This window comes from Sphingomonas sp. NIC1, assembly GCF_001638925.1.
Taxonomy (GTDB): domain Bacteria; phylum Pseudomonadota; class Alphaproteobacteria; order Sphingomonadales; family Sphingomonadaceae; genus Sphingomonas; species Sphingomonas aquatilis.
The window spans coordinates 447,690-468,454 of record NZ_CP015521.1 but is presented as its reverse complement, the minus strand read 5'-3'; the positions used below and the strand labels follow the sequence as shown (position 1 = coordinate 468,454).

Below are 20,765 nucleotides of genomic sequence, written 5' to 3'. Positions count from 1 at the left end.
GGCTCTGGGGGGGCGTCAGGTCACGGCGTTACGGACGGCATAGGCGGGATCGCGCCAGCTTTCGTCGGCGATGACCTGTCGGATCGCCTCGCCCGCTTGCCACACGTCCTCATGGCTGAGGTAGAGCGGCGTCAGGCCTAGCCGCAGCACGTCGGGTGCGCGGAAGTCGCCGATGACGCCGCGGGCGATCAGCGCCTGCGTCAGTTCGTAGGCGTGGGGCGCGCGAAAGCTGATGTGGCTGCCGCGTTTCGCCGGGTCGGTAAGGCTGACGCATTCCAGGCCTGCGGCGGTGCCGGCGGCGTGGAGGATGTCGAACAGCGCGGCGCTCTTCGCTGCGACCGCCTGCTGGTCGATGTCGGCCCATAGGCCGAGCGCGACCTCCAGGCTGGCCATGGCGAGGATCGAGGGCGTGCCGACCAGCCAGCGGCGCATCCCCTCGGCCGGGCGGTAGGCGTCCTGGAAGGCGAAGGGCTCGGCATGGCCCATCCAGCCGCTGACCGGGTTGGCGAGCGCGGCCTGAAGGCGTTCGGCGACGTAGAGGAAGGCCGGGGCGCCCGGACCGCCGTTCAGATATTTGTAGGTGCAGCCGACCGCGAGGTCGACATGCGCGGCGGTGACGTCGAGCGGGACGGCGCCGACACTGTGGCTGAAGTCCCAGAGCATCAGCGCGCCGGCGGCATGGGCGCGCGCGGTCCAGTCTTCGAGGTCGAAGCGATCGGCGGTCTTGTAGTGGACGTGGGTGAGGAGGAGCAGCGCGGTATCGTCGTTGAGCGCGTCGGCAAGCTGGTCGCGCGCCACCACCTTGAGCTGCGCGCCGGGGACGCAGCCGGCCGCACCTTCGGCGATATGGAGGTCGGTAGGGAAGTTACCGGCTTCGCTCACCACGGTGCGGCGCTTGGGATCGTGGCGCAGCGCGGCGACGATCGCCTTGAACAGGTGGGTCGAGGTGGTGTCGCCGACGATTACCTCGTGCGGCTGCGCACCGATCAGCGGGGCGATCAAACCGCCAAGGCGCTGCGGCGCGTCGATCCAGCCTTCGTTCCAGCTGCGGATCAGCCGTTCGCCCCATTGCCGCTGTACCGTGTCGGCGAGCGCGGGGGTGACGGCGCGAGGCAGAACGCCAAGCGAATTGCCATCGAGGTAGATCACGCCCTCCGGCAGCGCGAAGGCGTCGCGGTAGCTTGCGAGCGGATCGGCGGCGTCGAGGGCGCGGGCCTGGTCGCGGGTCATGCGGGTTCCTTTGCGAGGGCGGCGAGGATGAGCGCGCGGGTGGCGGCCCAGGCGGCGGTGCCGGGGGCGATGAGCGCGACATGGCCGGTGTCGGGAATGGTGTGGAGGTCGACGGGGTCGCCGGCAGCTTGCGCCTGCGCGACATAGTCGGTGGCGAGGCGATAGGGGACGATCACGTCCTCGCGCCCGTTGACGAGGATCTGCCGCACGCCGATCGGCAGCAGCGGGGGGATCGACGTATCGGCGAACGGGTGCGGGCGGTTGCCGACCAGTTGCGCGATCACCTCGGTGCCGCAGCCGTTGTCGGGGCTGGCGGCGACGGCGGCGAGGTCGGGCAGGCCGCCAAGGCTGATGACCTGTGCGATGGGCAGCGGATCGGTGCTGGCGAGCGGGCTGTCCGCGGGCAGGCGGTGCCGCGCGGCGAGCCAGAGCGCGAGGTGTCCGCCCGCCGAATGGCCGACCGCGATCATGCGGGTGAGGTCGAGCGCATGGGCCTGCGCCTCCTCGCGCAGCCGGTCGGCGGCGGCGGCGACATCGCGGAACGTGCCGGGATAGCCGCCGCCCTCGCGATCGACGCCGCGATAATCGATGTTCCACACCGCGACGCCCGCCTCGCGCAGGTCGGCGGCGACCCAGTCCATCAGGCGGCGGTCGGCGATCTCCGTCTGCCAGCAGCCGCCATGAACCATCAGCACGACCGGGTGGGGACCATCGCCGGCGGGGCACCACAGGTCGATCACCTGCAGCGAGTCCGCGCCGTAAGGGATTGTCGCATCAGGCGTCTGGCGCGGGCGGCTGGTCAGGTCGGGCCAGGTGAGGGCGGCATCGTATGGAGCTGGCATCGACCGGGCGCTACCGCATCACTTGCCTCCGCGCCACCCGCCCTGCCGATCCGGTTGGATCGTGGGCCGTCCCCTGCTATCGTTCCCGATATGGCCACCGATTTCCAGGACCCTCCGGTGGGCGTGCTCGACGCGCCCTTCGATACCGCGCTGTCGGACCGCTACCTCGTCTATGCGCTGTCGACGATCACCGCGCGCTCGCTGCCCGACGTGCGCGACGGCCTAAAGCCGGTGCATCGGCGGTTACTGTGGGCGATGCGGCTGCTGAAGCTCGATCCCGCGCAAGGCTACAAGAAATGCGCGCGCGTCGTCGGTGACGTGATCGGTAAGTATCACCCGCATGGCGACCAGTCGGTCTATGACGCGATGGTCCGCCTCGCCCAGGATTTCGCGCTGCGGTATCCGTTGGTCGACGGGCAGGGCAATTTCGGCAACATCGACGGCGATAACGCCGCCGCGTACCGCTACACCGAGGCGCGGCTGACGCAGGTTGCGATCGACCTGATGGACGGGCTGGACGAAGACGCCGTCGCCTATCGCCCGACCTATAATGGCGAGGAGCAGGAGCCCGAGCTGTTCCCGGGCCTGTTCCCCAATCTGCTCGCCAATGGCGCCGCCGGCATCGCGGTCGGCATGGCGACGAGCATTCCGCCGCACAATGCTGCCGAATTGCTCGACGCAGCGATGATGCTGGTCGACAAGCCCGATTGCCCGGACGCCGCGGTGCTCGACTATGTGAAGGGGCCGGACTTTCCGACCGGCGGCATCGTCGTCGATCCGGCGGCGGTGATCGCGGAAAGCTATGCGACCGGGCGCGGCAGTTTCCGTGTCCGCGCGCGCTGGGACATCGAGCGCGAGAAGGGCGGCGGCTGGCAGATCGTCGTCAGCCAGATCCCTTATGGCGTGCAGAAGGGCAAGCTGATCGAACAGATCGCGGGTCTGATCAACGACAAGAAATTTCCTATCCTGGCCGACGTGCGCGACGAATCGGATGCCGAGATTCGCGTCGTGCTCGAGCCGCGTAGCCGCACCGTCGACCCGCAGGTGCTGATGGACGGGCTGTTCCGCTTTTCGGACCTCGAAACGCGGATCAGCCTCAACCTCAACGTGCTCGACAAGGAGCGGACGCCGCGCGTCATGTCGCTGGGCGGGGCGCTGAAGGCGTGGGTGGAGCATCAGTTTGTCGTGCTCGACCGGCGCACGCGGCATCGCCTCGGCAAGATCGCCGACCGGATCGAACTGCTCGATGGCTATCTGATCGCCTATCTCAATCTCGACCGGGTGATCGAGATCATCCGCACCGAGGACGAGCCGAAGCAGGTGATGATCGCGGAATTCAGCCTGACCGATCGGCAGGCCGAAGCGATCCTCAACATGCGGCTGCGGTCCTTGCGGCGGCTGGAGGAGTTCGAAATCCGCGGCGAGCGCGACAAGCTCGACAAGGAGCGGGCCGAGCTGGAAGGGCTGCTCGCCGATCCCGCCAAGCAGAAGCGGCGGATGAAGCGCGACCTGAAGAAGATCCGCGATCGCTACGGCCCGGATACGGCGCTGGGCGCGCGGCGGACGGGGATCGAGGAAGCGGCGCCGACACGCGATATCCCGCTGGAAGCGATGATCGAGCGCGAGCCGATCACCGTGATCCTGTCGCAGCGCGGCTGGATCCGCGCGATGAAGGGGCATGTCGACCTTGCCGCGTCGGATACGCTGAAGTTCAAGGAAGGCGACGGCCCCGCCTTCGCCTTCCACGCGCAGACGACGGACAAATTGCTGCTCGCCGCCGAGAATGGGCGGTTCTACACGCTGGCAGCCGACAAATTGCCGGGCGGTCGCGGCTTCGGCGAGCCGGTACGCGCGATGATCGACCTCGACGGGTCCGTCGGCGTGGCGGCGTTCCTCAATGCGCGCGCGCAGGAACAGTTGCTGATCGCGGCGACCGACGGGCGCGGCTTCCGCGTGCCGGTGGCGGACGTGATCGCCGAGACGCGCAAAGGCAAGACGGTGATGACGCCGCGCGTCGGGCAGAAACTGCTTGTCGTGCGGCCTGTGGTGCCCAACGCGGATTACATCGCGGCGATCGGCGACAACCGGAAGTTCCTGGTCTTCCCGATCGCCGAGCTGCCGGTGATGACGCGCGGGCAGGGGGTGCAGATCCAGCGCTTCCGCGAAGGCAGTTTGTCCGACGCGACGACCTTCGTCTTCGCCGAGGGCATGAGCTGGCCGATGGGCGGCGACACGGGTCGCACCCGGACGGAGAGCGACCTGTCGCTGTGGCGCACCGCGCGCGGTGCCGCGGGGCGGACACCGCCGACCGGCTTCCCCCGCGACAATCGCTTTGGGGGGTGACGGGGGCGTTCCCTAGTATCGTCATTGCGAGCAGCGCGACGTCCTCTTGGGCGTCCCGGTCCGGCTCTGATGGCTTCGCAGTGCCCGCAATGACGGAGGTGATGGTCGAACCCTCTCATCCCGCTGAATGATCGATGAACAGCGGAAGCGCTGCTGTCCTTGCCGGCAAATAAAAGGACTGTGCTAAAAATAGCACTTCCATTCGAGCAAGGTAAGACATTGAAAGTATGTGGGTTTTTCAGGTGCAATAATGGACTGCAACACTGACGTAATCTGCTCGTCATCTAGTGAAAAATTTGTAATTTGAGTGATGTTACAGCGCTGTGACAGCGCTCGCGTCAGGAAAACAAAAGGGATCCTGTCGTGTTCACCAAAACCCTGCTCTCCACCACGAGCCTGTCGGCGTGCCTGATCTCTGCTGCGATGATCGCCACGCCGGCCCTGGCTCAGACCACCGATGCCACCGCCTCCACGCCTGCGCAGGCGGCGCCGACGCCGACGTCCTCGAGCGCGAAAAGCGACGACATCGTCGTCACCGGATCGCGCATTCGGCGCCCCTCGATCGACAATGCCCAGCCGACCAACGTCATCGATTCGAAGCTGCTCGACGATCGCGGCTATGCCAATGTCGCCGATGCGATCAATCAGCTGCCGGGTTTTGCGGTGCCGGACAGCTCGTCGCTGGGCAACCAAGGCAACGGGTTCGGCGTCGGTCAGAGCTTCGTCAACCTGTACGGCCTGGGCTCGCAGCGCACGCTGACGCTGGTCAACGGCCGGCGCTTCGTCGGTGCCAATGCCTCGACCGTCTTCTCGTCGGCGGGCGGCGGCGGGCAGGTCGACCTGAATACAATCCCGACCAAACTGATCGAGCGCGTCGATACCGTGTCGATCGGCGGCGCCCCCATCTACGGCTCGGACGCGATCGCCGGCACGGTCAACATCATCCTGAAGCACGATTACGAGGGCATCGACCTCGACGGGCAGGCCGGGATCAGCCAGCGCGGTGACCTCGGCAACCAGCGCGTCCGTGCGCTGGTCGGCAAGAACTTCGCGGGTGGTCGCGGCAACATCACCGTCGATGCGGAATACAATCACGACGACGGCCTGCTCGGCAGCCAGCGCAGCGTGATCGCCCAGCAGTCGGGCTTCATTACGCCGTTCGATCCGAGCAATCCGACACAGCCGCTGGCGAATGCGCAGTATCAGAAGGTGCTCGTGCAGAATGTGCGCACCTTCCTGGGTGAGCCAGGCGGCAATCCCTATTTCCTCGATCGCGGTACGCTGGGGAAGACGCGCAGCATCACAGACGCCAACGGCAACCTGCTGCGCTTCGCGCCCGACGGCACGCTGGTGCCATTCAACACCGGGCAGGTGACGACCGATCCGACGACGTTCCTGGGTGGCGATGCGCTCGACATGGCGAACATCACCAACCTGCGCGTCAACGACAATCGTTTCAACGCGACGGCGCTGCTCAACTACCAGCTGACCGACTCCGTGAAGGCCTATGGTGAGGCATGGTATTCACGCAGCAACGCGACCAACCTCGCCGGTCAGCCGGTCTATAACACCGCCTTCTTCCGCCAGGCGGCACCGGGCGCGTTCGACATCAATGGCAACTACATCTTGAATGTGGGCAACCCCTTCCTGAACCCGCAGGCCAAGGCGATCATCGTCCAGAACCTGCTGGCGAACGGCCTGCCTGCGAGCGACAACGACGTCTTCTATCTGGGCCGGGCGAATACGGACCTCGTCACCGGCGTGTCGCGGCTGGAGCAGGACATGTACCGCTTCGTCGGCGGCTTCACCGGCGACTTCCAGGCGCTGGGCCACAAATGGACCTGGGATGCCTCGGCCAATTACGGGCGGACGAGCGGCACGTCGCTGATCCCCAGTCTGGTCGAGCCGAACCTGCGCCGCGCGCTGAACGTGGGCACCGATGCCAATGGCAATATCGTCTGCGCGGCGTTCAATCCCGATCCCAACGATCCCACGGCGCCGCCCAACACGCCGCAATATAACGGCACGATCTCGCAGACCTGCGCACCGCTCAATCTGTTCGGTAACGGAGCGCCGACGCAGGCCGCCCGCGATTACGTGACGACGATGGCACGGACGCAATCGATCACCAGCCAGCGCGACTTCCTGGCGACGCTGACGGGGGCGCTGGCGACGCTGCCCGGGGGCGATCTGGGCGTGTCGGTAGGCTATGAAAACCGGCGCGAATATTCGCGCTTCTCGCCTGACGCCTATTACACGCAGGCGCTGGGTCGTTCGATCCCGATCCTGGGTGTCGAAGGCAGTTACGTCACCAACGAGGTGTTCGGGGAAATGCGCGCGCCGCTGATCGGGCCGAACCAGCATATCCCGCTGGTCCATGAGTTGGAAGTGAATGCGGCGGGCCGCTACGTCCACAATTCGGCCAATGGTGGTGCCTTCACCTGGACGGCGGGCGGACGCTGGGCGCCGGTGGCAGGCTTCGCGATCCGCGGCAATTACACCCGTGCGATCCGGGCGCCGTCGATCACCGAGCTGTTCGCGGCGAACCAGCCTGCCTATGACGGCGGCTACGATCCGTGCGATCAGAGCAACGTAAGCGCCGGACCCAATCCGGCGGTGCGGGCGAAGAATTGCGCGGCGGCGGGCGTTCCGGCGAACTTTAGCTCGCTGATCAATTCGGCGACCGTGCCGGTCACGATTATCGGCAACCGCAACCTGCAGAACGAAAAGTCGTCGTCCTGGACCGTCGGCGGCGTCTTCGATCCCGCTTTCCTGCACGGGCTGACGCTGTCGGCGGATTATATCAGCATCGATCTGCGCAACGTCATCACCGCCTCCTCGGCGACATCGGTACTGAAGGGGTGCTACGATTCGACCAACTATCCGAACAACTTCTACTGTGGGCTGATCACCCGCGGCACTGGTCCGGATAATCTGGGGCAGGTGACGGCGCTGCAGGAGCCGTACGTCAACCAGGGCGCGCTGGTGTTCCGGGCGATCGAGGCGACCCTGGCCTATCCGATGACGCTGCCGGGTTCGATCGGTCGGCTGACGGTGCAGGCAAGCTATCAGCACGTCATCAAGCAATATGCCGTCATCAGCGCCGACAGCGGTATCCAGAACGAACGCGGGCAGCTGGGCCTCGGCAATTTCGTCGACCGGGCCAACCTGAACGCGACGCTCGACAGCGGCAACGTGTCTTGGTTCAACCAGATCCTGTACACCGGACCGGCGGTGTTCGATCCGACCGAGCAGCCGGGAACGCGCGACGTGATGGGGGTGGGCAGTTATGTGATGTGGAACACGGGCGTCGTGATCCACGCCACGCCGCGCTTCGATTTCCGCATCAACGTCAACAACGTCACCGATCGCAATATTCCCTATGCGGCGGCGGCAACGACGGGCGGGTCTTCGGCGGCCAACGTCTATTATGACGCGCTGGCGGGACGCTCGTTCCTGTTCGGCGCGGCGATCCACCTGTAAACGGCTTGCGCGGCCCTCGCCTGATCGGGCGGGGGCCGCGTAAACGTCTGGCCGACTTTCAGATCGCTTTAACGAACGCCGGTTATGGACGGGACTATGGCTACCGCCTCGTCCGATCTGGTGCCCCCGTTTTCCGCCGCGCAGGAGATGCTCGAGCGGGATCTCGAGCTGATTCCGATCCCCGCGGTGCAGGTGGCGCGCGAGGGCGATGCCTTTGGCTTCCTCTCGATGAACCGAGCCTACCGACTCGCGGGACTGGGCGTGGTGGCGGACCGGTCGCCGATGCTCGCGCTGCTGGCGAGCCGGATCGACGCCTTCCTTCGGTCGACCGAGATGCGCACCGATTTCGACTGGTCGATCGGCCAGGTGATCGATTCGCGCTATTATCGCGTGACCTTCGCGCGGCCGACGCCGGCGCTGCGCGATCGATGCCAGATTTCCTTCATCGACCTGACGGCGCAGGTCCACACCGAACGCTCGCTACGCCGCGAGATGACCACGGACAGCCTGACCGGCCTGCCCAATCGCGAAGGCTTCGGCGATGCGATCGAGACGGCGCAGAAGGATCAGGGGCGGTGCGCGGTGCTGGTCATCGACCTGGACCGATTCGGGCGGCTGAATGCGTGCCTTGGCGGCCTTGCCGGTGATGAGCTGCTCATTACCGTTGCGCGCCGGATCAAGGGGGCGCTGCGCGCACGCGATGTGCTGGCGCGAATCGGTGGCGACGAATTCGGGATCCTGATGGGGATCGACGACGATCAGGCGGAGGCGACCTGGCTCGCCGAGCGCATCCAGCGCGTGCTGACGGCGCCGTTCCGCCTGAGCGATTACGAGATCGGCATCGAATGTTCGGTCGGCATCGCGCATGCCGACGAGAGCGTCGAGGATGCCGAGGAGCTGATCCGCAACGCGCAATTCGCCGCGAAGCGCGCCAAGTCGGGGTTGCAGGTCGAAAGCTATCAGACCCAGGCCTTTACGCTGGCGCGCGAGCAGTTTGCGATGGAGACCGCGCTGCGTCGCGCGATCGAGGAGCGCCAGCTGCGCCTCGCCTTCCAGCCGATCTGTGACCTGTCGAGCGGTGCGATCGTCTCGTTCGAGGCGCTGGCGCGCTGGCGAGACCCGCACGGTGTCGAGCATGATCCGGGTGCCTTCATCCCGGTCGCCGAGGAATCGGGGCTGATCGTGCCGCTGGGGCGCTGGGCGATCGAGGAAGCGGCGCGGACGCTGCGCTGGTGGGACGAGGAATGCGGCGGATCGTGCGGCATGCGCCTCGCCGTCAACCTGTCGGCGATCCAGATGCAGCGCGACGATATCGCGCCTGTCGTCGAAGCGGCCCTGATCCGCCACGATCTGACGGGCGACCGCCTCGTCCTGGAACTGACCGAGAGCGCGATCGTCAGCGATCCCGATCGTATTGCGGGGATTATGCACGCGCTGAAATCGCTCGGGTGTACGCTGGCGATGGACGATTTCGGCACCGGCTATTCGAATCTCGCCTACCTCCAGAAGCTGCCGATCGACATTTTGAAGATTGACCGCAGCTTCGTGACGGGCATGCTGACCGACCGCGACAAGATCGCGATCGTGCGCGCGGTGCTCAGCCTGGCGCAGGCACTCGGCATGCGCACGACCGCGGAGGGCATTGAGAGCAACGATCTGGCGCAGACGCTCGCGGCGCTGGGTTGCACCTTTGGTCAGGGTTATCTTTACGCGCGCCCGCTCGAAGCCGTCGATGCGCTGTCGACGATCCGGGCGGCGAGGGCGTCCTCGACCGCTGCATCGGCGATCTGATCGACACGATCCGCGGGGGGAAAGCCCTCGGCGATCCAGCGCGTTTCGATGGCGCGCAAGACTGCGGCGACCTGCGGCCCTTTCGATAGCCCCCGCGCCACCAGCGCGCCCCCACCGATCGGCAAAGCGGGCGGCGTCCACTCGTGCAACGCCGACACGTCCTCGCCGGAGAGCAGCAGGCGGTCGATCGCGCTCGCCATGCCGACGCGATAGGCGAGCGCACGCGGCCCCTCGTCGCCCGGACCCTGGGGCGCAGCGCAGAGGCGCTTGCGGTCGGCGTTCGACAGCTTGAGGCGCGCGCCGACGCTTTCCGCCGCGGCGGGCGGGATCAGCGTCGCCAGTCGGCGGATCGCATCCGGAGCGATGCCAGCCGCCGCCTCGCGCTCCGCCAGTTCGGCAAGCGGCGTGGCATCGACGATTTCGGGCAGGACGGCGCGAAAGATGCCGTGGTCGATCATGAGCGTGACGACGCGCACCGCCTCCGCCGCGACGAGCAGCTTCAGCAGTTCGGACGCGATCCGTTCGCGCGACAGCGCCATCAGGTCGTTGGCGCGGGCGCTGCAGGCCGCAAGGCCCTCCGCGTCGATCGTGTCGCCGAAGCGGGCGTGGAAGCGAAAGAAGCGCAGGATGCGCAGATGATCCTCGGCGATCCGGCGATAGGGATCGCCGATGAAGCGCACGACGCGAGCCTCCAGATCGGCGAGGCCGCCGACCGAGTCGTACACCGCGCCCGTGACGGGATCGGCGTAGAGCGCGTTCATCGTGAAGTCACGGCGTGCGGCATCCTCATCCCACGCGTCCGTGAACGCGACGACCGCGTGGCGCCCGTCGGTGCTGACGTCATGACGCAGCGTCGTCACCTCGATCGGGCCGGACGGGAGGACGGCGGTGACGGTGCCATGGGCGATGCCGGTGGGGACGGCGCGGATGCCGGCGGCTTTCAGGCGGGCGAGCACATCGTCGGGCAACAGGCGCGTCGCGAGATCGACATCGGCGGGGTCGAGCCCCAGCAACGTATCGCGCACCACGCCGCCGACGAGCCGGGTCTGGTCCGGACCGCCAAGCGCCTCGATCAGCGCCGCAAAGCCTTCGCGCGCCGTCAGGCGGTCGAGGTTCAGGGTCACGCCCATGCGAGTTGCCGTGACAGATTGACCAGCATCGCTGCGGTCGCGCCCCAGATCCGGCGATCCTGCCAGCGGATTTCGTAGAAATGCCGCTTCTGCCCGCGCCATTCAGCGCTCGCCTCCACCTGCTGCGCCGGGTCGAGCAGATGATCGAGCGGGACTTCGAAGACGCTGGCGACCTCCGCCTCGCTCGGCACCAGCGGTACGTCGGCGGGGACGACGCCAAGCACCGGCGTGACGGCAAAGCCGGTGACGGTGCGATAGGGCGCGATGCTGCCGATCACGTTGACGAGGGCGCGGGGCAGCGCGACCTCTTCTTCCGCTTCGCGCAGCGCGGCGGTCACCGGGTCTTCGCCCGGATCGAGGCGGCCGCCGGGGAAGGCGACCTGGCCTGCGTGATTGCGGAGCGTGTCGGTGCGCTGGGTGAGGATCACGCCGGGGCGGGGGCGGTCGGTTACCGCGATCAGGACCGCGGCGGGCGTCAGATCGGCGTCGCTGCGCGTTTCGAGATCGCGATGATCGCCCGTCAGCAGTGCGGGTTGCGCGGCCCGTCCCGTATCGAGGGCGGCAGCCAGCCGCGCGGCAAGGCTCACGCGGTCATGTCCAGCGGGAAGAAGGCGCCATCGCTCCAGATGCCAGGGCGTTCGGGATCGGCAAGCGCGCGCTCGGCGAGGTCGTAATAGACTGGCCGCGCGACCAAGGCCTCCAGCCCGCCGCGGACGTGGAGATAGGGGCGCGGGCCGTCCTCACTCGTGGCGAAGCGCAGCGGATGGTCCGGGCCGGCCTTCACCAGATCGCCGGTGTTGAGTCGGAAGGCGAGGCGACTGTCCGCCCCTTCGCCCTCGGCCTTCATCTCGACCGCGACGAAGGGGGCGTCTTCGACCGCGATGTCGAGCTTTTCGACCGGCGTGACGAGCACGTAGCGGCCATCCTCTTCGCGGCGCAGGATGGTGGAAAACAGGCGCACCATGGTCTGGCGGCCGATCGGCGACCCCTGATGGAACCAGGTGCCATCGCGCGCGATGCGCATCTCGCTGTCGCCGCAATGCGCGGGGTTCCACTGTTCGACCGGCGGCAGGCGCCGTTGTTCGACCAGGGTAGCGATCTCGGCTAGGCTGAGACCGGCGAGATCGGGAAGCTCCTCCATCGGCATGGGGGCGAGGTAGGGGCTGGCACGCGCGACGTAAAGCGGGTCAGGCGTTTGCGTGCCCCGCTGGCGAGGTGATCGGGCCCAGCATGCCATCGATGGCAGGCACATCGGCACCGCGCGCGAGCAGGCGGTGGCGTTCGACCGGGCCGGGCAGGCGCCAGCCGGCGGTGCGCGATGCGTCGAAGCCAAAGAAGCGCGCGTAATATTCCGGGTCGCCGATCAGCATCAGCGCGCGATCGAGGCCCTGCTCTGCCGCCGCGTCGAGCGCCTGCGTCATGAGGCGGCGGCCGATGCCATCGCGCTGCCGCCCCGGCTCGACCGCGACCGGACCGATCATGGTTAGGCGATGACCGACGCCGTCGTCGCCGGTCAGCAGGACGGGCCAGCATTGGATCGATCCGATCAACGTGCCGTCTTCCATCGCAGCAACGCTGAGCGCGGGCACCGCGGCGGCGGCGCCACGCACCTTATAGGCGGTACGCCCGTGACGGTCCGTGCCGAACGCACGGTCGAGCAGCGCCTCGACGGCGGCGCCATCGATATCAGCCAGCGGCACGAAAGCGATCACGGGCAGGGGTCCTTCACGCCCGACAGCGGGCGGCGGCGCGCATGACGCGCGCGGGGGCGGATGGCAAGCGGAATGCGCAAGGATCGCACGCCACTCGCGTCCGGCAAGCAGGCTTGCTAGAGGCGCCGCCCATGCAAGACCGTCTTCAGCTGCAGGTCCATGACCTCGAAGTCCAGGTGCTCACCGGCATCTATTCGGAAGAAACGCACCTGCCGCAGCCGCTGCGCATCGACCTGACCGTCGACCTGCGCTGCCCGGATCATTTCGCGCCCGATACGCCGCTGTCGGCGTCGAAAAACTATCTCGATCTGAAACATGCGGCGACCACCGCATTGCCCGAGGGGCTGCACTTCACGCTGATCGAGGCGGTCGCGGACCATATCTGCGAGACGCTGTTCCTCGCCGACGAGCGCGTGCTGCGCGTCGAGGTGAAGATCGTGAAGCTCGCCATCGCCGAGGCGGGCGAATCGATCGGGGTCACGCTGGTCCGTCACCGTCGGTAAACGGCGGCGCGGGCCGGATCAGCGCAGCGTGCGCGTCCGGCCGCAGGGACCGAGCTGTTCCAAGACGAAACGATAATCCTGCCGCGCGAGCTCCGCATTCGCCGGATCGAGCGAGGCAGTGCTGCGATCGGGTAGCGCGGCGGGCAGGGCGCAGGCGAGGCGATACCAGAGCAACGTATCGCGTGCTGGCGGTGCCGCGGCCTCGTCGACGATCTCCGACAGCGCGACCGCCCAGCGCGGCTGCTCACCGGGCCGGCGGAGCACCGTCAGCGAGACGGGCGCACCGTTCGCGGTGGTCAGAAACACCTGCGTCTCGCCTTCGCCGGGCAGCGCGCCGGGTACGTGGAAGGCATTGCCGATGCCGGTGACGACGGGCGGCGCATCGGCGGCGACGAGGCTCTGCGCGATCGCGCGGACACGCTGGTCTTCGGTCGGAGACCAGGGAATCTGCGCATCGGGCGCGACGAGCTGGATCTGATTCGGGGTGCCCGGGACGCTCCGCCCGAACAGCAGGACGCGCAGTTTCTTGAGCTTTGGCTGGCGGCCTGCCGAATCGGACGCCACATCAAGCAGATAGCCGATTCGCGGTGGCAATCCGCCCGCACCGCGCACCAGCGCGACCAGATCGGCCTCGACATAATAGCGTGTCATGCCCGGCGCGACGCCAGCCGAATCGGCGCCTTTCAGCTTCAGGGCGGAGCGGATCGTGGCGTCCGCGATGATCGGCGACGCGATCACCAGATCGGCGATGTCGGCATAGGGCGGCGCGGCTTGCGCGCTGATGCCCGACGAGTCACTTGTGGCCGAAACCGCGGAATTCTGCGGCATTTGTGCGGCAATAAGGGGGCTGGATACGGTCGAGGCGAGGCAGGCGAGCAGGGCGGTCGGCCGACGGTGAAAGGCGCTGATCATGGCGGTAGCGCTAGCCCAGCGCGCCTGAACGATACAGAAATAATTCTGTCGCGAAGCGATTGTACGTTTGTTGCGTCCGACAAAGCGTTTGCGCGGCGGGGAACGGGGCGATAGGACTGACGGCACTGCCATATCCGGCGCAGCCGGGGCAGTGGCCTACGCGTGTCCTTCCCCCAGGCGCCGCGAGGACCACGAGATTAGGGAGTGTCGTTGCTGAATGGCCTATGCTGACCAGAAGATGTCCGGTGGCAAGATGGTCGCGATTTTCATCGTCGTGCTCATCCATGCGGCGCTGGGCTATGCCTTCGTCACCGGGCTCGCGTACCAATACGTGAAGAAGGCCCAAGAAAAGCTTAATACGTTCGACGTCGAGGAGCCGCCGCCCCCGCCGCCGGACGAACCGCCGCCCCCTCCGCCCGATACGCCGATGACGCCGCCGCCCGTGGTGTCGCCGCCGCCGATCGTGCAGAATCCGAATCCGCCGCCCGTGGTGATCCAGACGGTCACGACGCCGCCGCCGGCCGTCAACCTGACGCCGATCGCAGCGCCGCCGGCCCCGCCTGCTCCCCCTGCGCCGCCGGCTCCGCCGGTCGTCAGCAAGGCTGCGGGTGCGAAGGGTGACCCGTCGGCGTGGATCACGAACGACGACTATCCGCCCAGCTCGCTTCGCAACAACGAAGAGGGCACCAGTGTGATCGCCTGGACGATCAGCACCGCTGGCCGGGTGGAGAATTGCCGGACGACCTCGTCCAGCGGCTCGTCGGCTCTCGATCGTGCAGCCTGTGCAGCGATCACGCGGCGGGGACGCTATACCCCGGCGCAGGACGCCAGCGGTAACCCGATCGCCACGACGCAGACCCGGCGCGTGGTCTGGAAGATCCCGAAGGAATGATGCGGCCCGCCCGTTATCCGGAATAGGCCGGACGACGGGCGGATCCTCCCCGAACTTCTACACCGTTTGACAAGGATTTAACCCAAATGCTCACCACCATTCTCGCGGCCGGCGGCACCGCGGCAGCCGAAAACCAGTTCGGCCTGCAGGCCGCTCTGAAGGAAGGCGGCCTCATCTCGCAGTCGGTCTTCACGATCCTCGTGCTGATGTCGATCGTCTCCTTCTACATCCTGTTCTCGAAGCTGTTCGAGCAGCAGAAGATCATGAACCAGGCGAAGCGCGTCCGTCAGGGCTTCTGGCAGTCGAGCAACCTGCGTGAAGGCGCGGCCAAGCTCGAGAAGAACTCGGCCTACAAGCAGCTCGTCGATGACGGTCTGCAGGCGCAGGACCAGCACGCCAAGCTGACCGATCCGGTCGAAGCGCACGACTGGCTGCACGGTTCGCTCGCCCGCTCGGAAGCGGCGATCAACTCGAAGCTGGGTGGCGGTCTCGCCTTCCTCGCGACCGTCGGCGCGACCGCACCGTTCATCGGTCTGTTCGGCACCGTGGTCGGCATCTACCGCGCGCTGATCAAGATCGGCGCGTCGGGCGATCCCTCGATCGACAAGGTCGCAGGCCCCGTCGGTGAGGCGCTCATCATGACCGCGCTCGGCCTCGTCGTCGCGGTTCCGGCCGTGCTCGCCTACAACTGGCTGCAGCGCCGCAACAAGTCGATCGCGGAAGACCTGTCGGCCTTCTCGAACGACGTGCTGGGCTTCCTCGCTTCGAACGGCGCCGTGAAGCCGACGATCGCGGGTGCCGCTTCGAAGGCACCGGTGAAGCCGGTTGCCGCGACCACGACCGCCGGCCAGGCCGGTGGCGTGCAGACGCGCCCGTAAGCGACGAGGCTGCGGGATGTGCCGGCATCGACCCATCCCGCAACCCGCCGGCGCCGGTGCCCGTGGCTTCGACCACTGCGGCAGACGGCGTCCGGCCATAAGGAATGGATAGGATAGCTCGCACATGGCGATGAGCACTGGAGGAGGAGGCTCCTCCGAGAAACCGATGTCGGACATCAACACCACGCCACTCGTGGACGTGATGCTGGTGCTCCTCATCATCTTCCTGATCGCCGTTCCGGTGGCGATCCAGACGGTCAAGGGCATCGTTCTGCCCAAGGTCCGTTTCGATCCGACGACGACGAAGCCCGAAAACGTGCTGCTGTCGGTGACGAGCGGCCCGGACGGCAACTGCCTCGTCTATTGGGGCACGTCGCCGATCACCAGCAAGGACCTGCTGACCCGCGCGGTCGACAAGCTGAAGCTGGAGATCGAACGCCAGGGCGGCGCGGGCAACCCGAACCTCGAACTGCCCGAAGTCCATATCCGCGGCGACGTCAACACGCCCTACAAGTGCATCGGCGGCACCATCTACACGATGCAGCAGGCAGGCTTCGCCAAGGTCGGCTTCATCTCGCAGCCGCCACCCGCGGGTGGCTGATCTGCCCCGCCCGACCCAGGAGTATTTGACATGGCAATGAGTGGTGGCTCGGACGACGGCGAGCCGATGATGGACATGAACACGACGCCGTTGATCGACGTCATGCTCGTGCTCCTCATCATGTTCATCATTACCCTTCCGATCCCGACGCACGCGGTGAAGGTCGACCTTCCGGTCAACGATCCGCGTAACCAGAAGCCGCCGGTCGATCCGCAGAAGAACAAGATCATCATCGACGCGGCCGGCACGGTCTCGTGGAATGGTCAGCCGGTCGACGAGGTGACGCTGCGTCAGTATCTGGACACCGCTGCGGCGATCAATCCGGAGCCGGAACTGCACTTCCAGCCGGATCCGCAGGCGAAGTACGACAAGGTCGACCAGACGCTGGCGGTGATCAAGCGCTCGGCGGTCACCAAGCTCGGCTTCATCGGCAACGAACAGTATCGCAACGATTTCTGATCGACGCCGAACGGTACGATGACAGGGCGGTCCCATCCGGGGCCGCCTTTTTTTTATGTGATGGTGGCGGGGGTTGCGTTTGCCGGGTCTTGTGGGACCGCTGAGCCGCTGAGCCGCTGAGCCGCTGAGCCGCTGAGCCGCTGAGCCGCTGAGCCGCTGAGCCGCTGAGCCGCTGAGCCGCTGAGCCGCTGAGCCGCTGAGCCGCTGAGCCGCTGAGCCGGACGGCTGGATATGCTGAACGGGTGCTCCGGCCGATCACACGTAGCTGGGCACTGTTCCAGCTTTCACGAAGACCTGTGCCAAGGACCGCTCCGTCACGCCGGACCCGTTCCGGCGGAAGCTGTTGTTTTTACTGCGTGGTGGCAGCCTAAATATGTCTGGGGGGACGGTCGGACAGACGCGAGTGGCGCCGCTGTTGTTATGGCCTCTCGAAGGGTGGCATTTTCAGATGAGGGCCATGCAACGTTCCAGCCTTCGCCGCGGCGATGGTTTGAAAGATCGTCGGAAGCCCCCTTTTTCTTCGGGTGGATGAAAGGCTTAAGGCTGAGTTTGGGCGTCAGAGCGCCTGCGGTGACGTGCTGGCTATGGCGGATCGCAGCGATCACCCTGTCACAGTTCCTACGGTGCCTTGGCGTGGGCACGTCATTGAATGTGTTACCGAGGCCGCCCGTTTAGCCTGCGCGCGCCTCTAAAGCCCGACGTGCCGGTCCCCGAGTGGGGAGACAAACCCCACCCCTCGACCCGGCACCCCTTGTAGAATGGGCACCCCACGCCCATATCCCTTTCGCTATAGTCGCATATCGACGGTTTATCGGCGCTCTGCGACCCTTTCTCCCTCTTTCCCTGCAGCCCGGCATCAGGCGCAGCGACACGCGTTCCGCCTGTCACGAAAGAAGGGATTTCCCATGAGCACGATCGGCACCGTCAAATTCTTCAACGCCGACAAGGGGTATGGCTTTATCGCGCCTGAGAGCGGCGGCACGGATGCGTTCGTCCACATCTCGGCGGTCGAGCGCGCCGGCTTTGTCACGCTGACCCAGAACCAGCGCGTCGGCTATGACCTGGAAGAGGATCGCCGCGGCAAGATGGCCGCGGTCAATTTGCATAGCGTCGACTGATCCTCGCCGCCTGACATCGATCCGACGCCGTCCGATAGGGGCGGTGTCGGCATCTCGTTTCTCGTCCGGGGTTGAGCCATGTCGAACGATGCCGCCTTCTGCCGCCGTCAGGCGATGATCCAGCGTGGTGTCGCCGATGCGGCGACGCTGGACAATGTCCGTCTCCAGTCCGAGCGCGCCGCCGCGAGCTGGGATGCTATGGCCAGCCGCGCCGAACGGACCGAGCGCCTGCGTGCCGACCGATTGGCGCGCGAAACGATCCCCCCGACAATCCTGTCGTGACGGGCCGAGCGTCGGCTGTCGCCGCACGCATAACGCCCCGTCATCCCAACGTTCCGGAAACGTCGGTCGCGCTGGCCCATGCGACGCTGCGGCAGGGGGCGCGCCATATCGCGGGTCTCGCGCCTTGGGCTGATCCCATGGTGGAGGGGCCACAGGCGGTGGTCCGCGCCCGCTACGTGGGCAATTGCCTGCGGGAGCTCGACAGGTTTCTAGGCGTGTTGCTGGACGTCTCATGCCTCGCCCCACGGCCGCGGCTGCTGACGTTGAAGCCCGATACCGCAACCCGGATCGCCGTGTACGAAACGGATGGGTGGGACGTACGCCCGGCCCAGCGGCGACTGCGCGCCCTCGAACGGTCGCGCCTGTGCCTGTTTCATGATGCGGGACGGGTGGGCTGCGGGGATGTACCGCAGGCCCGCTGGCTGACATCGGGGTGGCGGGATGCCGGATCGCCGGACCTGCGCCGTTATGCGATCGGCGCGCGATTGCGCCCGAGTGCGCTGCATTTGCACGATATTGCCGGTTTCTACGCACGCTTGGGGGACCGCATCGTCAGCGGTGCGCCCGACAGCTGATCAAATCGCTTGCGACTCTGTCTCCGAAGTGACACGTTAGTGTCATAAAAGTGAAACCTGCACGTCATGCAGGGAAGGAGAAGGTGCTATGCGTGTGATGGTGGCAGCAATGCTCGCGGGTGCATGTCTGGCGACGCCGGCTCTGGCGGCGGATCGCACCGGCTATCAGGCGATCGCAGCCGGCGATTTCGCCACGGCTGCGAAGCAGATCGAGGCCGAGCGCCGGATTTTTCCGGGTCGCCCCGAACTGATGCTCAACCTTGCGGCGGCCTATCTGCGCACGGGGCGGACGGCGGATGCCCGTGCGCTGTATCACGGCGTCTTGGAGCGGCCGGCGGTGGCGATGGACATGCCGAACGGCGCCGTGCTCTCGTCGCATGACGTGGCGACGCGCGGCCTGTCACGGCTGACATCGACGACGCTCGCGACGCGCTGAGCCGCGGGGTGGCCCCGCAGCCGGGCGGCTCGGGGCGCGCCCGTGGGGATTACAGGCGGGGCAGAGTGACCCCGCGCTGGCCCATATATTTACCGGCCCGGTCGGCGTAGCTGGTCTCGCAGGGCTCGTTGCCCTTCAGGAACAGGAATTGGCAGGCGCCTTCATTGGCATAGATTTTGGCGGGCAGCGGGGTCGTGTTGGAGAATTCCAGCGTGACATGGCCTTCCCAGCCGGGCTCCAGCGGCGTGACGTTCACGATGATCCCGCACCGTGCGTAGGTCGATTTGCCGAGGCAGATCACGAGCACGTCGCGCGGCACGCGGAAATATTCGACCGTGCGAGCCAGCGCGAAGCTGTTGGGCGGGATGATGCAGACGTCGGTCTTGCGATCGACGAAGCTGTTCGACGCAAAGTCCTTGGGGTCGACGACCGCGCTATCGACGTTGGTGAAGATCTTGAATTCGTCCGCCACGCGCGCGTCATAGCCATAGGACGAGAGGCCATAGCTGATGCAGCCGTCGCGGCGCTGGCTTTCGACGAAGGGCTCGATCATCGCCTGCGTCTGCGCGGCCTCGCGAATCCAGCGGTCGGACAGGATGGACATGAACGGCTCCCCTTGAACCCGCGCGTCATTGCCGGTTCGGCGAGCAAGGGCAAGCTTTCGGACGTTTGCACGACTCGATAGAACATGCGGGATGCGTCCGCTGATCGATCTCGCCTATCGCTTGCGTCGCCGCGCGATGGCGCTGGTCGGGTGGCGGACGCGCGGCGTGAAGGTGATGGCGTTCGACGCATCGGGGCGGGTGCTGCTGGTGCGGCATCGTTATGGCCGGTCCGATCTGTGGATGCTGCCGGGCGGCGGCATCGCGCGCGGAGAGGCGCCGATCGCGGCGGCGTTGCGCGAACTGATGGAAGAAACCGGGTGCCGGCTGGATGCGGCCGAAATCGTCGGGCGATGGGACGCGCGCGCCGAGGGACGGCGCGATACGGTATGGCTCGTCCGTGGCACGACCACCGACACGCCGCAGATTGATGGCGTCGAACTCGCCGAGGCGTGCTTCTTCCCACCCGATGCCTTGCCCGCCGCGGCGTCTCCCGCGACGCGGCGGCGGGTGGACGAGCTGCTGGGCCGCAGCGTATCCGATGGACGGTGGTAGCGATGCTGCCGCCGTTGCGCAGGAGGGTGGCATGGATGGCGTAGCAGAGGTCGAACGCTGCGAGGCACGGTTGCGATCGGCGATGGTGGCGGGGGACGTTGCGGCCCTGTCGATGCTGATCGATCCGGCGCTGGTCTTCACTGGGCCGGACGGCAGTGTGCTGAACCGGGAGCAGGATCTGGCTGCGCATGCCGAGGGCCTGCTGAAACTGAGCCGCCTCGACCTGTCCGACACCCGCTATACCGTCATCGGCGACATGGTGCTCGTGACGACGAAGGCGACGCTTGTCGGTCGGTTCGCAGATGCCGTGATCGACGGGCTTTATGCCTACACCCGCCTTTGGCGGGAGACAGGGGGCGGCTGGGCCGTCGTGGCGGGGCAGGCGGCGCGTATCGGCTAGGCGATCCCGACGCGGACTGGC

22 protein-coding genes are annotated in these 20,765 nt (G+C 66.7%); 14 read left to right on the top strand and 8 right to left on the bottom strand.

Annotated features, from left to right (window positions below):
- Positions 1 to 15 precede the first annotated feature (15 nt).
- Positions 16 to 1,230 (bottom strand): kynureninase, encoded by a 1,215-nt coding sequence (kynU, locus tag A7E77_RS02385; protein WP_063685638.1) that lies wholly within the window; start codon positions 1,228 to 1,230, stop codon positions 16 to 18.
- Positions 1,227 to 2,072, bottom strand: coding sequence for an alpha/beta hydrolase (locus A7E77_RS02380; protein ID WP_063685636.1), 846 nt, complete (start codon positions 2,070 to 2,072; stop codon positions 1,227 to 1,229). The genes kynU and A7E77_RS02380 overlap by 4 nt, the downstream gene beginning before the upstream one ends.
- Positions 2,073 to 2,162: 90 nt before the next feature.
- On the opposite strand from A7E77_RS02380, the gene parC reads away from it, so the two are divergent.
- The 3 genes from parC (at position 2,163) to A7E77_RS02365 (ending at position 9,689) form a co-directional block, all read left to right on the top strand.
- On the top strand, positions 2,163 to 4,415 hold the full coding sequence (gene parC / locus A7E77_RS02375; protein ID WP_063685634.1) for a DNA topoisomerase IV subunit A: 2,253 nt from the start codon (positions 2,163 to 2,165) through the stop codon (positions 4,413 to 4,415).
- Positions 4,416 to 4,778: 363 nt separating this feature from the next.
- The gene (locus tag A7E77_RS02370; protein ID WP_063685632.1) at positions 4,779 to 7,898 is read left to right on the top strand and encodes a TonB-dependent receptor domain-containing protein; all 3,120 of its coding nucleotides are present in this window, start codon (positions 4,779 to 4,781) and stop codon (positions 7,896 to 7,898) included.
- A 96-nt stretch (positions 7,899 to 7,994) separates the two neighbouring features.
- A complete protein-coding gene (locus A7E77_RS02365; protein ID WP_017979415.1) occupies positions 7,995 to 9,689 on the top strand; it encodes a putative bifunctional diguanylate cyclase/phosphodiesterase in 1,695 nt (564 codons plus the stop codon).
- Here the strand turns inward: A7E77_RS02365 and A7E77_RS02360 are convergent.
- From A7E77_RS02360 to A7E77_RS02345, 4 genes are read right to left on the bottom strand one after another with little or no spacing between them, the layout of a single operon-like run.
- Positions 9,605 to 10,819, bottom strand: a complete 1,215-nt coding sequence (locus tag A7E77_RS02360) for a CCA tRNA nucleotidyltransferase (RefSeq protein ID WP_063685630.1) — start codon at positions 10,817 to 10,819, stop codon at positions 9,605 to 9,607. The genes A7E77_RS02365 and A7E77_RS02360 overlap by 85 nt on opposite strands.
- A complete protein-coding gene (locus A7E77_RS02355; RefSeq protein ID WP_063685628.1) occupies positions 10,810 to 11,406 on the bottom strand; it encodes a CoA pyrophosphatase in 597 nt (198 codons plus the stop codon). The genes A7E77_RS02360 and A7E77_RS02355 overlap by 10 nt, the downstream gene beginning before the upstream one ends.
- The gene (locus A7E77_RS02350; RefSeq protein ID WP_192930006.1) at positions 11,403 to 11,966 is read right to left on the bottom strand and encodes a DUF1285 domain-containing protein; all 564 of its coding nucleotides are present in this window, start codon (positions 11,964 to 11,966) and stop codon (positions 11,403 to 11,405) included. Before A7E77_RS02350 ends, A7E77_RS02355 begins: the two co-directional genes overlap by 4 nt.
- A gap of 40 nt (positions 11,967 to 12,006) precedes the next feature.
- On the bottom strand, positions 12,007 to 12,531 hold the full coding sequence (locus A7E77_RS02345) for a GNAT family N-acetyltransferase (protein ID WP_063685626.1): 525 nt from the start codon (positions 12,529 to 12,531) through the stop codon (positions 12,007 to 12,009).
- A gap of 131 nt (positions 12,532 to 12,662) precedes the next feature.
- Between A7E77_RS02345 and A7E77_RS02340 the strand changes: the two genes are divergently transcribed.
- Entirely contained in the window at positions 12,663 to 13,034 is a 372-nt protein-coding gene (locus A7E77_RS02340) for a dihydroneopterin aldolase (RefSeq protein ID WP_017979410.1), read from the top strand.
- Positions 13,035 to 13,052: 18 nt separating this feature from the next.
- On the opposite strand, the gene A7E77_RS02335 is transcribed toward A7E77_RS02340, so the two are convergent.
- Positions 13,053 to 13,862, bottom strand: coding sequence for a hypothetical protein (locus A7E77_RS02335; protein ID WP_063685624.1), 810 nt, complete (start codon positions 13,860 to 13,862; stop codon positions 13,053 to 13,055).
- Positions 13,863 to 14,163: 301 nt separating this feature from the next.
- Between A7E77_RS02335 and A7E77_RS02330 the strand changes: the two genes are divergently transcribed.
- The 8 genes from A7E77_RS02330 to A7E77_RS02295 all read left to right on the top strand — a co-directional run bounded on the left by A7E77_RS02330 (position 14,164) and on the right by A7E77_RS02295 (position 19,187).
- A complete protein-coding gene (locus tag A7E77_RS02330) occupies positions 14,164 to 14,838 on the top strand; it encodes an energy transducer TonB (RefSeq protein ID WP_017979408.1) in 675 nt (224 codons plus the stop codon).
- An 86-nt stretch (positions 14,839 to 14,924) separates the two neighbouring features.
- Positions 14,925 to 15,716: a MotA/TolQ/ExbB proton channel family protein gene (locus tag A7E77_RS02325; protein WP_017979407.1), complete on the top strand. Its 792-nt coding sequence runs from the start codon at positions 14,925 to 14,927 to the stop codon at positions 15,714 to 15,716.
- Positions 15,717 to 15,840: 124 nt separating this feature from the next.
- Entirely contained in the window at positions 15,841 to 16,317 is a 477-nt protein-coding gene (locus A7E77_RS02320; protein WP_024310304.1) for an ExbD/TolR family protein, read from the top strand.
- A gap of 30 nt (positions 16,318 to 16,347) precedes the next feature.
- A complete protein-coding gene (locus A7E77_RS02315) occupies positions 16,348 to 16,776 on the top strand; it encodes an ExbD/TolR family protein (protein ID WP_024310303.1) in 429 nt (142 codons plus the stop codon).
- A gap of 905 nt (positions 16,777 to 17,681) precedes the next feature.
- Complete coding sequence (locus A7E77_RS02310; protein ID WP_063685621.1) at positions 17,682 to 17,894, top strand: cold-shock protein; 213 nt, start codon at positions 17,682 to 17,684, stop codon at positions 17,892 to 17,894.
- 78 nt (positions 17,895 to 17,972) lie between these two features.
- A complete protein-coding gene (locus A7E77_RS02305) occupies positions 17,973 to 18,176 on the top strand; it encodes a hypothetical protein (RefSeq protein ID WP_043060644.1) in 204 nt (67 codons plus the stop codon).
- Positions 18,173 to 18,751, top strand: coding sequence for a hypothetical protein (locus tag A7E77_RS02300; RefSeq protein WP_226341812.1), 579 nt, complete (start codon positions 18,173 to 18,175; stop codon positions 18,749 to 18,751). Before A7E77_RS02305 ends, A7E77_RS02300 begins: the two co-directional genes overlap by 4 nt.
- An 88-nt stretch (positions 18,752 to 18,839) precedes the next feature.
- On the top strand, positions 18,840 to 19,187 hold the full coding sequence (locus A7E77_RS02295) for a tetratricopeptide repeat protein (RefSeq protein WP_063685619.1): 348 nt from the start codon (positions 18,840 to 18,842) through the stop codon (positions 19,185 to 19,187).
- A 49-nt stretch (positions 19,188 to 19,236) separates the two neighbouring features.
- Here A7E77_RS02295 and dcd read toward each other — a convergent pair whose 3' ends face one another.
- Positions 19,237 to 19,791: a dCTP deaminase gene (dcd, locus tag A7E77_RS02290; protein WP_017979400.1), complete on the bottom strand. Its 555-nt coding sequence runs from the start codon at positions 19,789 to 19,791 to the stop codon at positions 19,237 to 19,239.
- A gap of 91 nt (positions 19,792 to 19,882) precedes the next feature.
- Here dcd and A7E77_RS02285 point away from each other — a divergent pair, with 91 nt between their 5' ends.
- Together A7E77_RS02285 and A7E77_RS02280 are read left to right on the top strand one after the other, a co-directional pair.
- Positions 19,883 to 20,344: an NUDIX domain-containing protein gene (locus tag A7E77_RS02285; RefSeq protein WP_063685617.1), complete on the top strand. Its 462-nt coding sequence runs from the start codon at positions 19,883 to 19,885 to the stop codon at positions 20,342 to 20,344.
- 31 nt (positions 20,345 to 20,375) lie between these two features.
- Positions 20,376 to 20,744 carry a nuclear transport factor 2 family protein gene (locus A7E77_RS02280; protein ID WP_063689647.1) on the top strand — a complete coding sequence of 123 codons (369 nt, stop codon included), beginning with the start codon at positions 20,376 to 20,378 and terminating at the stop codon, positions 20,742 to 20,744.
- Positions 20,745 to 20,765 lie beyond the last annotated feature (21 nt).

Coding starts and splice junctions, on each gene's coding strand:
- A7E77_RS02310 (WP_063685621.1), top strand. CDS start 17,682: ATGAGCACGATCGGCACCGTCAAATTCTTCAACGCCGACAAGGGGTAT.
- kynU (WP_063685638.1), bottom strand. CDS start 1,230: ATGACCCGCGACCAGGCCCGCGCCCTCGACGCCGCCGATCCGCTCGCA.
- parC (WP_063685634.1), top strand. CDS start 2,163: ATGGCCACCGATTTCCAGGACCCTCCGGTGGGCGTGCTCGACGCGCCC.
- A7E77_RS02280 (WP_063689647.1), top strand. CDS start 20,376: ATGGATGGCGTAGCAGAGGTCGAACGCTGCGAGGCACGGTTGCGATCG.
- A7E77_RS02295 (WP_063685619.1), top strand. CDS start 18,840: ATGCGTGTGATGGTGGCAGCAATGCTCGCGGGTGCATGTCTGGCGACG.
- A7E77_RS02330 (WP_017979408.1), top strand. CDS start 14,164: ATGGCCTATGCTGACCAGAAGATGTCCGGTGGCAAGATGGTCGCGATT.
- A7E77_RS02325 (WP_017979407.1), top strand. CDS start 14,925: ATGCTCACCACCATTCTCGCGGCCGGCGGCACCGCGGCAGCCGAAAAC.
- A7E77_RS02335 (WP_063685624.1), bottom strand. CDS start 13,862: ATGCCGCAGAATTCCGCGGTTTCGGCCACAAGTGACTCGTCGGGCATC.
- dcd (WP_017979400.1), bottom strand. CDS start 19,791: ATGTCCATCCTGTCCGACCGCTGGATTCGCGAGGCCGCGCAGACGCAG.
- A7E77_RS02365 (WP_017979415.1), top strand. CDS start 7,995: ATGGCTACCGCCTCGTCCGATCTGGTGCCCCCGTTTTCCGCCGCGCAG.
- A7E77_RS02315 (WP_024310303.1), top strand. CDS start 16,348: ATGGCAATGAGTGGTGGCTCGGACGACGGCGAGCCGATGATGGACATG.
- A7E77_RS02305 (WP_043060644.1), top strand. CDS start 17,973: ATGTCGAACGATGCCGCCTTCTGCCGCCGTCAGGCGATGATCCAGCGT.
- A7E77_RS02350 (WP_192930006.1), bottom strand. CDS start 11,966: ATGCCGATGGAGGAGCTTCCCGATCTCGCCGGTCTCAGCCTAGCCGAG.
- A7E77_RS02360 (WP_063685630.1), bottom strand. CDS start 10,819: ATGGGCGTGACCCTGAACCTCGACCGCCTGACGGCGCGCGAAGGCTTT.
- A7E77_RS02340 (WP_017979410.1), top strand. CDS start 12,663: ATGCAAGACCGTCTTCAGCTGCAGGTCCATGACCTCGAAGTCCAGGTG.
- A7E77_RS02285 (WP_063685617.1), top strand. CDS start 19,883: ATGCGTCCGCTGATCGATCTCGCCTATCGCTTGCGTCGCCGCGCGATG.
- A7E77_RS02380 (WP_063685636.1), bottom strand. CDS start 2,072: ATGCCAGCTCCATACGATGCCGCCCTCACCTGGCCCGACCTGACCAGC.
- A7E77_RS02320 (WP_024310304.1), top strand. CDS start 15,841: ATGGCGATGAGCACTGGAGGAGGAGGCTCCTCCGAGAAACCGATGTCG.